The organism is Flavobacterium sp. YO12 (genome assembly GCF_004119495.1).
Taxonomy (GTDB): domain Bacteria; phylum Bacteroidota; class Bacteroidia; order Flavobacteriales; family Flavobacteriaceae; genus Flavobacterium.
In genome coordinates this window covers 1-12,203 of sequence record NZ_NRQU01000005.1, presented here as the reverse complement: position 1 = coordinate 12,203, position 12,203 = coordinate 1, and the positions used below count along the sequence as shown (strand labels likewise).

Sequence of the window (12,203 nt, the reverse complement as noted above, 5' to 3'; positions counted from 1 at the left end):
TAACTCTTAATATCTAATAATCTAAAAGATCAAAAAATCTAATCATATGTTTTCATTACAAAACAAAAAAGCAGTTGTTACTGGCGGCGGAAGCGGAATAGGGAAAGCCATTTCAGTTTTATTTGCAAAGCAAGGAGCCGAAGTTCACATTGTCGAATTAACAGAAGAAAGTGCTAAAAGCGCCGTTGATGAAATAAAAGCAAATGGAGGAAAAGTATTTTCACACGCTTGTAATGTTGCGAACCAACAAGAAGTAACAGCTACATTTGATAAAATTGGAAATATCAATATTTTGGTAAACAATGCCGGAATCGCTCACGTAGGTAAAGTAGACACTACTCCCGAAGCAGATTTTGACAGAGTGATGAGCGTGAATGTAAAAGGTGTATACAATTGTTTGCATGCATCTATACCACAATTTAGAAATTCTGGCGGAGGTGTTATTGTAAATATGGCTTCTATTGCGGCTTGGGTGGGAATCTCGGATCGATTTGCCTATTCTACAGCCAAAGGCGCTGTAATGGCAATGACCTTATCAATAGCGAGAGATTATATGAGCGAAAATATTCGTTGTAATTCTATTTCACCAGCACGCGTGCATACGCCATTTGTAGACGGATTTATTGCCAAAAACTATCCGGGTAAAGAAGAAGAAATGTTCGAAAAATTATCAAAATCTCAGCCTATCGGACGTATGGCAAAACCAGATGAAGTTGCAGCTTTAGCTTTGTTTTTATGCAGCGATGAATCTGGTTTTGTTACCGGTTGCGATTATCCTATAGATGGAGGTTTTATAAAATTAAATAATTAAATTACAATGAAAGTTGCCTTATTCATACCCTGCTATATAGATCAGTTTTACCCAAATGTGGGTATTGCTGCTTTGCAACTATTAGAAAAACTGGGGTGTGATGTTACTTTTCCTTTGGAACAAACCTGCTGCGGCCAGCCAATGGCTAATAGCGGTTTTGCCAGTTTAAGTAAAGGCTGTGATAAGAATTTTGTTAAAAATTTTACAGGATTCGATTATATAGTAGCTCCATGTGGAAGTTGTGTTTTGCATGTAAAAGAACATTTGCAGGATTTAGAAAATCCGCAAGCAGCATTACACATTCGTAATTCAGTTTATGAACTTACAGAGTTTCTAACAGATGTTCTAAAAGTAGAAAGCATTAATGCTAGTTTTCCATTCAAAGTGGGCTTACACAATAGTTGTCACGGACAAAGAGGCTTACATCTTTCATCAATGACAGAAAGAGTGCTGCCTGAATTTTCGAAACCCGAGCAATTACTAAAAATGGTAAACGGTATCACATTAAGTAAACCCAAACGAAACGATGAATGTTGTGGTTTTGGAGGTACTTTTTGTGTGTTTGAAGAAGCAGTAAGCGTAAAAATGGGTAAGGACAGAGTAAAAGAGCACGAAGATAATCAAGTAGATTATATTACCGGAGGAGATACCAGTTGTTTAATGCATTTAGAAGGAATATTAAAACGACAAGGAAGTAAAACAAAAACTATTCATATTGCCGAAATATTGAATAATGGTTTATAAGTAAGAGATTAGAAAATTTCTTCGACTTAAATCGAGGGAGTAAATGATATAGTCATCATTAATTGCATATTCAGAATAATGAATAAAATTAAATTATTTACGCTTTTAGTACTTGTATTATTTGTTGATTCAGTCTGTTTGGCACAGAAGAATCAACCCATAAAACTATGGTATAAACAGCCGGCCGTGAAATGGTCTGCTGAAGCTTTACCTATTGGAAATGGACGGTTGGGAGCTATGTTTTTTGGTGGAGTTGAACAAGAAGTTATTCAGTTTAATGAACAAAGCCTTTGGTCGGGTGATAACAACTGGGATGGAGAGTATGAAACAGGCGATCGCGGATTTGGTTCGTACCGTAATTTTGGAGAAATCACAATTGATTTTACAAATAAAAGTGCTTATTCTAATTATTCCCGTTCGCTTGATATTTCGACAGGAATTCATCAAACTAATTTTACTCAGAATAATATAAAAATTAGTCGTGAAGGTTTTGCCAGTTATCCAGATCAAGTAATGGTTTTTGAATATAAAGCTAATGGAAAGAATGGTTTTTCAGGAACAATTTCTCTTCATTCAGCTCAAGGTGCAATAAGCAAAGCCAGTACAAATAGCATAAGTTTTATAGGAGAAATGCCGAATAAACTGAAATATGCAGCCAAACTTTTGGTACAAAATAAAGGAGGAAAAATACGCTTTGAAGGTGAAAAATTGATTTTTGAAAACTGTAATTCATTAACATTGATTTTAAATGCCAGAACAAACTATAAACCTGATTTTAAGTCAGATTGGCGAGGAGAAGATCCAATGCCGCGTATTGAGAAAGAATTAGCGGCAGCTAAAGCCAAAGGTTATGAAAAACTGAAGGCAGCTCACATAAAAGATTTGAGTTCGTTGCTTTCGCGAGTATACTTGAATATAGGAAATACGGATGCATCAACTTCTATTTTACCAACCGATGAACGCTTAAAAAAATATGCCGCTGGCGGAGTTGATCTTGATTTGGAAGAAACGATGTTTCAATATGGCCGTTATTTATTAGCAAGCAGTTCTCGTCGTGGAGGTTTGCCTGCTAATTTGCAAGGTTTATGGAATGACAGCAATACACCTGCATGGGCAAGTGATTATCACAATAATATTAATGTGCAAATGAATTATTGGGCAGTAGAATCGACTAATTTATCAGAATGTCATTTGCCATTGATTGATTTTATCGTTGCAGCTCAAGAGCCTTGTCGTATTGCTACTCGCAAAGCTTTTGGAGAAAAAACACGCGGCTGGACAGCTCGAACTAGTCAAAATATATTTGGTGGAAATGGCTGGGAATGGAATATACCCGCAAGTGCTTGGTATGCGCAACATGTATACGAACATTGGGCATTTACGAAGGATAATGATTATTTACGTCGTACGGCATATCCTATTATTAAAGAAGTTTGCGAATATTGGGAAGACAATTTAAAAATGATGCCAAATGGACAATTAATGGTTCCAAATGGATGGTCGCCTGAGCATGGTCCGCGCGAAGATGGAGTAATGATGGATCAGCAGTTGGTTTGGGATTTGTTCCAAAACTATCTAGACGCAGCCAAAGTACTTAGCATTGATAATGATTATCAAAAGAAAGTAGCGGATATGCAAGCACGTTTAGCTCCAAATAAAATTGGAAAATGGGGACAATTGCAGGAATGGCAAGCAGACCGGGATGACCCAAATGATGAGCATCGCCATACATCGCATCTTTTTGCGGTATATCCAGGACGTCAAATTAGTATTTCTACTACGCCGGAACTAGCCAAAGGAGCTATTCTTTCATTGCGCAGCAGAAGTGGAAATTTTGGAAAAAATGAAAACACACCTTTTACCGTTGAGTCTACTGTTGGTGACAGCCGCCGCTCATGGACTTGGCCTTGGCGCTGTGCAATTTGGGCGCGTTTAGGCGAAGGCGACCGTGCAGCCATTATGCTTCGCGGATTGCTTACATACAATACTTTACCTAATTTATTTTGCAATCATCCGCCATTTCAATTAGATGGAAATTTTGGAATTACTGCTGCTATGGCTGAAATGCTTATTCAAAGCCAAACAGATAAAATTGAGTTACTTCCAGCACTTCCAAAGACTTGGAAAAAAGGAGAAGTAAAAGGTTTATGTGCCAGAGGCGGGTTTGAAGTAGATATGAAATGGGAACAAGGTAAATTGGTGAGCGTAAAAGTACTATCAAAAGTTGGTGGAGTTTGTAAATTGCAAAACGGTAATAACAATATTGAAATCACGACACAGCCAGGCAAAAGTTATACGTTTAATGCAGAATTGAAAGAGATTAGTAAAAAGTAATTATGAAAACAACCCATGCTGATTTAGCAGAAAAGTTTATAGCAGACGAGCCAAGAACCAATTGGCACGACGAAACTTTGTGGTTTGTTCGTGAAAAACGAGACAAAGCTGCGCATGGTTTGCCCGAATGGGAGCAGCTGCGTGAATGGGGATCGCAGATTAAAAACGCCACAATTTCTAATCTTTCCAATTATTTAAAAGAATTTGAAGAAAAAGCCACTGCCAATGGCATAAAAGTTCATTGGGCTTCAGATGCGAAAGAACATAATGAAATTGTTCATAAAATCATTAAAAAACATGGTATTCAGAAAATTGTGAAGAGCAAGAGTATGCTTACCGAAGAATGTCATTTGAATGAATATTTACAGCATAACGGAATTGAAGTAGTCGATACCGATTTGGGAGAACGTATTGTTCAATTTAGAAAAGAACCGCCAAGTCATATTGTACTTCCGGCAATTCACTTAAAAAAAGAAGATGTAAGTGCCACTTTTAATGAACATTTACAAACAGAAAAGGGAAATAATGATCCGCAATATTTGACCGAGGCAGCAAGACAACACTTGCGAAATAAATTTGTAGAATCTGATTTAGCAATTACTGGAGTTAATTTTGCTATTGCAGAAACGGGCGGTTTTGTAGTTTGTACCAATGAAGGAAATGCCGATATGGGAGCACACACAGCTCCAGTGCACATTGCCTGTATGGGCTTTGAAAAATTAATTCCAAAAGCAGCACATTTATCAGTGTTTTTGAGATTATTAGCCAGAAGTGCCACTGGCCAGCCTATTACTACTTATTCAAGTCACTTTCATAAACCAAGACCGAATCAGGAAATGCATATTGTGATTGTAGATAATGGCCGCAGTAAACAACTAGGAAGAGAAGATTTTAGAAATTCCTTAAAATGCATTCGCTGCGCAGCCTGTTTCAACACTTGCCCTGTATATCGAAGAAGCGGCGGACATAGTTACCATACAGCTGTAGCAGGACCTATTGGTTCTATTCTAAATCCAAATTTAGATATGAAAGCTAATGCCGATCTGCCATTTGCTTCAACTTTATGCGGAAGCTGCAGTAATGTATGTCCTGTAAAAATCAACATTCACGAACAGTTATGGAAATGGAGACAAGTGATTGTTTCCGAAGGTTATGCTGCAACAAGTAAAAAAATAAGCATGAAAGGAATGAATTTCCTGTTTTCAAATCCTAAAATCTATCGTTTGATGGGAAAAGTTGGGAGAAGAAGTATGCAGTTATTCCCTTTTATGGTAAATAATAAACTAAATGTTTGGTTCAAGCAAAGAGAAATGCCAGTTCCTCCAAAAGAATCTTTTAGAGATTGGTATTTAAAGAATAAGAAAAGCCAAAATTAAAATATCAGACAATAAAAAAATGAGCGCAAGAGAAAACATATTGAATGCTATAGCAATGAATCAGCCTGAATTTATTGAGATTCCTGTTATTGACAGCAGCGTTGTAATTCAGTATGATGATGTATATGTGCAGTTTAAAACAGTTTTAGAAAGTATTGGCGGAAAAACCGAATTGATTACAGATATTAGAATACTGATAGATCAATTAAAAGCGGATAAGCAGAACGGAAGTTTTGTTGTAAATACAATCGCTGCACTTGGTGAAGTAGACGAACAAGCCGCTTTTTTAGCAGCATCTGAATTAGAGAAAGTTGAAAAAGCTTATGTAAAAGGAACAATTGGAGTTGCAGAGAATGGTGCTGTTTGGGTTTACGAAAGTGAGATGATCAACAGACTCGTTCCCTTTATTTGCCAGCATTTGGTTTTAGTAATCGAGAAAAGAAATATTGTTGACACTTTACATCAAGCTTATGAAAAAATAGATGTGTCGAAAGAAGGATTCGGTGCTTTTATAGCAGGACCATCTAAAACAGCCGACATTGAACAATCATTGGTAATAGGAGCGCATGGAGCTAGAAGTGCTGTGATTTATGTAATTGAATAATCGGCAAAAATAAACTTTAAACAAATAAGACAAAGTATAATATATTAAATAAGAATAAAATGAAACTAATACGATTTGGAGAAGCTGGTAAAGAAAAACCGGGTATTTTAATAGATGAAAAAAGATTTGATGTATCTTCAATAGTAACAGATTATAATGAAGCATTTTTTGAAGAAAACGGACTAGAGAAATTAAAAAAAGCATTAGAAAATAACCCTGTTTTACCAGAAGTGGATTCAAATGTACGTTTAGGTTCTCCAGTAGCAAGACCTTCAAAAATAATTTGTATTGGATTAAATTATGTGGATCATTGTCATGAAACCAATGCACCAATTCCAGCAGAGCCGATTATCTTTTTTAAATCCACAACTTCACTGTGCGGACCAAATGATAATTTGATTATTCCAAAGAACAGCGAAAAAACGGATTGGGAAATTGAACTGGCTTTTGTAGTAGGAAAAAAAGCAAGTTATGTAGAAGAAGCCGAAGCTTTAGATTATGTTGCAGGTTATGCTTTATTGAATGATTACAGCGAAAGAGCTTTTCAGATCGAACGTGGAGGACAATGGGCAAAAGGAAAAGGAAGCGACACATTTGCGCCGCTTGGACCTTTTTTAGCAACTCAGGACGAAATTGCAGATGTGAATAATATACCAATGTGGTTAACTGTAAACGGAAAAAAGTTCCAAAACAGTAACACCTCAAATTTGGTATTCAAAATTCCGTTTTTAGTGCATTATTTAAGCCAGTTTATGACTTTGCTTCCGGGTGATATTATCAGCACAGGAACGCCTCCCGGTGTAGGTTTAGGAATTAAACCAGAACCTATTTACATCAAAGCAGGAGATGTGATTGAATTAGGAATGGATGGTTTAGGCAGCAGTAAACAACATGCTGTGGCTTATACGAAATAAAATAATGCAACCTGTTATTATAGTATATTAGAACAGAGATTTAAATCAAAAGCACAATGAGCTTTTGATAAAGATCTAAAAAATGGTTTACAAAAAACAACCACAATCTTGTCATCCCGAGGAACGAGGGATCTCCGTAAGCAGCTCGACAAAGATTGGTAATTTATTTTGCGGAGATCCCTCGTTCCTCGAGATGACAAAAATGCGTAAGCCATTTTTGAAGATAAGCTTTTGTCAAAATTCCTAGCTTTGCTGATTTTGTACAAAAAGTATCTTTTTTTTCAGACTTAAAATCTGTCTTGATTGTTATCGGGATTGTGATTTTAAGTAAATTTATTATGATTTGCTTAAAAAGTGTTATCGTACACACAAAGAATTTATAATTTTAAAATAATTAAAAAATAGTAAATATGGTTAAGTCATTTCTCTTTTCGCTTCTGTTATGCTGCACGGTGTCGTTTGCACAAGAAGTAAATATTATCCCGCAACCCGTAAAAGTTGTTAAGAATACTGGGAGTTTTGTGATTAATGCACAAACAAGTTTGGTCGCTGCCAATAAAGAAGATAATGCTTCAGCAGCTTTTTTAAATGGTTATTTATCTGATTACTATGGTTTTGTATTGCCAGTAGTAAAAAAAGCAACCAAGAATTATATCAAATTAACAAGTCTTAAAAATATTCAAGGGCTTAAAGGTGAAGGATATAGTTTGAAATCTGATAAAAATGGTGTCGAAATTACAGGAAATTCTCCTATTGGAACTTTCTACGGAATTCAAACTCTTATTCAATTACTGCCTGCAGAAAAAAGCAGTAATCTTGCAATAGCATCAGTAAATGTTCAAGACGAACCTCGTTTTGCTTACAGAGGTGCTATGCTTGATGTTGGACGTCATTTTTTCTCAGTGGCATTCGTTAAAAAATACATTGACTATTTAGCATTGCATAAATTGAATTATTTTCATTGGCATTTAACCGAAGATCAAGGTTGGAGAATTGAAATTAAAAAGTATCCAAAACTTACAGAAATTGGTTCAAAGAGAAACGGAAGCATCATTGGCAAATATCCAGGTAAAGGAAGTGATAATACGCCAGAAGGTGGTTTTTATACACAAGAAGAAGTAAAAGACATTGTAAAATATGCTTCAGATAGATTTATTACTGTAATTCCAGAAATCGAAATGCCGGGACACAGCAGTGCTGCAATTGCTGCTTATCCTGAGTTGAGCTGTTTTCCTAATGAGAAAACCAATCTTCCTGCTAATATGATTTCAGATAAGAGTAAGCAAGAAATGGCTAACGGAAGAAATAAGATCGTTCAGGAAACTTGGGGCGTACACGCTGATATTTTTGTTCCGACTGAAAATACTTTTAAATTTTTAGAAGATGTATTGGATGAAGTAATTGCGTTATTCCCTTCAAAATACATTCACATTGGCGGTGATGAAGCTCCAAAAGACGCTTGGAAAAAAAGCGAATTTTGTCAGCAGATGATAAAAGAAAAAGGTTTAAAAGATGAACACGGTCTTCAGAGTTATTTTATTCAACGTATCGAAAAATATGTGAACGGAAAAGGAAGAACTATAATTGGCTGGGATGAAATTTTAGAAGGAGGTTTAGCTCCAAATGCTATCGTTATGAGCTGGCAGGGAGAAGCTGGCGGAATTGCTGCAGCAAAAGAAAACCATCAGGTTATTATGACTCCAGGAAGCCACGTTTATTTAGATCATTCGCAAACTAAAAACGAAAAAGAAGTTACCATTGGAGGTTTCTTGCCGTTAGAAAAAGTATACAGCTACGAGCCAATTCCTAAAGAGTTGAATGAGCAGCAGGCAAAATTCGTTATGGGAGCGCAAGGAAATGTTTGGACAGAATACATGGCAAATCCTGCCAAAGTAGAATACATGATATTCCCTCGTTTGAGTGCCTTAAGCGAAGTTTTATGGTCTCCAAAAGATAAAAAAGATTGGTCTCAATTTCAAACAAAAATTGAAACCATGAAAAAACGTTATACCATGTGGGGAGCCAATTATTTTAAAGAGCAATAATAATACGCAATCAATAAAAGACAGCTCAACTAGGGCTGTCTTTTGTTATTTGCCTAGTTTATTTCACGCAGATTCTGCAGATTAAAGCAGATTTAAACTAAGATACTATGAATAATAATCTGCACTTATCGGCGTAAATCTTTTTAAATCTGGGTGAAAAAAAACAAAAACATAGGCAACTATGTGTTTAAATAAAATAACCACAACGCTTAACTTTTAGCTAATTGTATCTAATAATGAAAACCAAAAAAATAACCACAACCGTAATTTTAGCTGCAGTATTGATGTTTTCAATACATTTGCAGGCGCAGGAGTCCGTTCATATAATACCACAGCCTGTAAGTTTGGAGATCAAACAAGGCAGTTTTTCCTTTGATAATTCTACTTTTATAAAAGTTGATAAGAAAGATGCAGCTGCTGAAAAAGTAGTTCACTTTTTTAAAGAATACGTGAAACGAGTTACAGGATTTGAATTAAACAATACTAAAACAAGTGGAAAAGAGATTGTTTTTAGTATCGAAAAAATCAAAGAAATTGGAGACGAAGGATATTTACTTTCTGTAAATCCAAAAGTAATTCATATCAAAGCCAATACATCCAAAGGACTGTTTTACGGCGTACAATCCTTATTGCAGACACTGCCTTTTAGTCGTACCAATGATTTAGTTCAAATTCCAAGTATGGAAATAAAAGATTATCCTCGCTTTCAATGGAGAGGGATGATGTTGGATGTGAGCCGTCATTTTGCTTCGCCAGAATTGGTAAAGGAATTTATTGATTTACTGGCAGCGTATAAAATGAATGTTTTTCATTGGCACTTAGTTGATGGAGCAGGCTGGCGTTTAGAAATTAAAAAATATCCTAAACTTACCCAACAAGCCGCTTGGCGTGTTGATGATTGGGGAAAATCATGGAATTGGGCTGAAATAGAATTTAATGCCGACAGAAGTAAATCAACTTACGGCGGTTATTATACGCAAGAACAAGCCAAAGAAATCGTTGCTTACGCTAAAACAAGAAATATAACTGTTGTACCAGAGATTGAAATGCCCGGTCACTCAGAAGCTGCAATGGCGGCATATCCAGAACTTTCTTGTAATTCTAAAAATAATTTCGCGCAATCAGGAAATTTCTTAGCCAGTAAAGTTGAAAGTAATTATTGTGCAGGAAATGATCAGGCTTTTATATTCTTGCAAGATGTATTGAAAGAAGTGATGGCAATTTTCCCTTCAAAGTATATTCATATTGGAGGAGACGAAGTAGACAAAACGAGTTGGAAACATTGCGCTAAATGCCAAGCCAGAATGAAAACGGAACAATTGAAAGACGAGAAAGAATTACAAAGCTATTTCATTCGCAGAATGGAAAAATTCTTGGTTTCGAATAACAGAAAAATGATCGGTTGGGATGAAATTCTTGAAGGCGGATTAGCTCCAGAAGCTACTGTTATGAGCTGGCGTGGAGAAGCAGGCGGAATCGAAGCGGCAAAAATGGGACATGATGTAGTGATGACACCAGGTTCTCCATATTATTTTGACCATTATCAAGGCGATCCTGAAACAGAACCTCTTGCAATAGGCGGATTTAATACGCTGAAAAAAGTATATAATTATGACCCAATTCCTGTAGAATTAACTACCGAGGAAGCTAAACGTGTTTTGGGTGCGCAAGCCAATTTATGGACAGAATACATAAGTACTGCAGAACATGTTAAATATATGATTCTGCCTCGTATGCTTGCATTAGCTGAAGTATTGTGGTCTAAAAAAGAGCAGCGTGATTGGAAAAATTTTGCTGAACGTTTACAACCCCATTTAGTAGGTTTTGAGCAAAGAGGAATCCGTTATTCAAAAGGAAATTTCAAAGTAGATATTAAACCTGTAGTCGAAAACAATAAACTATTTATAGAACTTGATACAGATCAAATAGATGCAGTAATTTACTATACAACTGACGGAAGCGCACCATCTACAAACAGCATTAAATATGAAAAACCATTTGTAGTAAATAGTTCTATGACCGTAAAAGCAATCACGGTTATAAATAATAAAGTAGTGAGTGTAAAACCTGCAGAACAATCTTTTACCTTCAATAAAGCAACTGGAAAAACAATAAGTTACACAAATGCCAACAGCAGTCATTATCGTGCTAACGGAGTTAATACATTAATTGATGGTTTTAGAGGGACAAAAGATATTGGCAAACAATGGCACGGTTTCAATGAAAATGATTTAGTTGCGACTATAGATTTGGGAGCAAGTACATCAATAAGCAGTATTACTTTGGGATGTATTCAAAATTGGAGCCAATGGATATTCCTGCCGCAATATGTAAAATTTGAAATATCTCAAGATGGCGTTACTTTTAAGGAAGTAAAAACAGTGACGAACTCTATAGCCGCTTCAGAAAAGGATATTCAGATAAAAGATTTTACCGCTCAATTTGCGGAGCAAAAAGCTAAGTTTGTCCGTGTTACAGCCAAGAATTTAGGACAGTGTCCAAAAGGCCATCCAGGTGAAGGACAATCGGCGTGGCTGTTTGTTGATGAAATTATGGTAGAGTAAGTAATATTAAATAAGTCTAAGGTTTTAAAGTCGTAATGTCAAAAGGTCAATAATAATTAAAATCGAAGTATTGCTCATTTTCTCTAATTTTAAAACGCGACATTATAATTTGATTATTACTTATAAAAAGTAGAAATACTTTTATATTTGAATGATGTATAAAAAAGAGGTCAGTTTCGCAAGCCGCGAAATTTGACCTCTTTTTTGTTTTATTTGATTTAATCCTTTGTTGGAGTTTTCTCAGTTTCGCTGATTTTCTGCCCAGTTTTCTATATTTCCTTTGTCAATCGATCCATTTCTTTCAACAGAGTCGGAATCCTAAATTCACCTGCCATACTTTCGACTTTTTCGAAAGCATCTTCTAAGTCAATACCAATGGCTGTAACGTATAATGGCTTTTTGCTATCACCTCTTACCAAAGCTTTTTTATCATTTTCAATAGAAGCAAAATTAGTTTTGGCAACGCCGATAATCGGAATCTCTCTATTTAGTTTTTCATATAAATGTCCGCCTAAACCATACTTTTTATCATCATCTAGATAAACAAAACCGTCTACAATAATTACTTGAACCGTTTTTAAATCAATTTTATCTAACAAACTAAGAATGCAAGGTAATTCTCTGCGGTAAAATTCTCCGGGAATATAGTCTTCTACATTTTCGATTATTTCTGTGTGAACTTTATAATTTTCACTTTCATTCCAGTTTAAAAATTCAAGACAAACGGTTTTGGCTTTTCCATCAAAATAATAAGTATCAAAAGCCAGTATTTTAGATTTGTGGGTCATAGTTTTTTTTGGGTTAGTGGTAG

General features: G+C 35.7%; 9 protein-coding genes. 8 read left to right on the top strand and 1 reads right to left on the bottom strand.

The features are described from left to right. The first annotated feature begins 46 nt into the window (after positions 1-46). From BOW55_RS02445 to BOW55_RS02410, 8 genes are all read left to right on the top strand, one after another. Positions 47-811 (top strand): SDR family NAD(P)-dependent oxidoreductase, encoded by a 765-nt coding sequence (locus BOW55_RS02445; protein WP_129022825.1) that lies wholly within the window; start codon positions 47-49, stop codon positions 809-811. Between the two features lie 6 nt (positions 812-817). Next, positions 818-1,555 carry a (Fe-S)-binding protein gene (locus BOW55_RS02440; RefSeq protein ID WP_129022824.1) on the top strand — a complete coding sequence of 246 codons (738 nt, stop codon included), beginning with the start codon at positions 818-820 and terminating at the stop codon, positions 1,553-1,555. A 78-nt stretch (positions 1,556-1,633) separates the two neighbouring features. Beyond that, positions 1,634-3,889: a glycoside hydrolase N-terminal domain-containing protein gene (locus tag BOW55_RS02435; protein WP_129022823.1), complete on the top strand. Its 2,256-nt coding sequence runs from the start codon at positions 1,634-1,636 to the stop codon at positions 3,887-3,889. 2 nt (positions 3,890-3,891) lie between these two features. Continuing rightward, the gene (locus BOW55_RS02430; protein ID WP_129022822.1) at positions 3,892-5,265 is read left to right on the top strand and encodes a lactate utilization protein B; all 1,374 of its coding nucleotides are present in this window, start codon (positions 3,892-3,894) and stop codon (positions 5,263-5,265) included. A gap of 19 nt (positions 5,266-5,284) precedes the next feature. Next, positions 5,285-5,869: an LUD domain-containing protein gene (locus BOW55_RS02425; protein WP_129022821.1), complete on the top strand. Its 585-nt coding sequence runs from the start codon at positions 5,285-5,287 to the stop codon at positions 5,867-5,869. A gap of 59 nt (positions 5,870-5,928) precedes the next feature. After that, positions 5,929-6,783 carry a fumarylacetoacetate hydrolase family protein gene (locus BOW55_RS02420; RefSeq protein ID WP_129022820.1) on the top strand — a complete coding sequence of 285 codons (855 nt, stop codon included), beginning with the start codon at positions 5,929-5,931 and terminating at the stop codon, positions 6,781-6,783. Between the two features lie 410 nt (positions 6,784-7,193). After that, on the top strand, positions 7,194-8,828 hold the full coding sequence (locus tag BOW55_RS02415; RefSeq protein ID WP_129022819.1) for a beta-N-acetylhexosaminidase: 1,635 nt from the start codon (positions 7,194-7,196) through the stop codon (positions 8,826-8,828). Between the two features lie 236 nt (positions 8,829-9,064). Next, positions 9,065-11,392, top strand: coding sequence for a glycoside hydrolase family 20 protein (locus BOW55_RS02410; RefSeq protein ID WP_129022818.1), 2,328 nt, complete (start codon positions 9,065-9,067; stop codon positions 11,390-11,392). A gap of 269 nt (positions 11,393-11,661) precedes the next feature. Here the strand turns inward: BOW55_RS02410 and BOW55_RS02405 are convergent, their stop codons facing one another. Then, positions 11,662-12,180 carry an endonuclease V gene (locus BOW55_RS02405; protein ID WP_089056335.1) on the bottom strand — a complete coding sequence of 173 codons (519 nt, stop codon included), beginning with the start codon at positions 12,178-12,180 and terminating at the stop codon, positions 11,662-11,664. Positions 12,181-12,203: the final 23 nt, after the last annotated feature.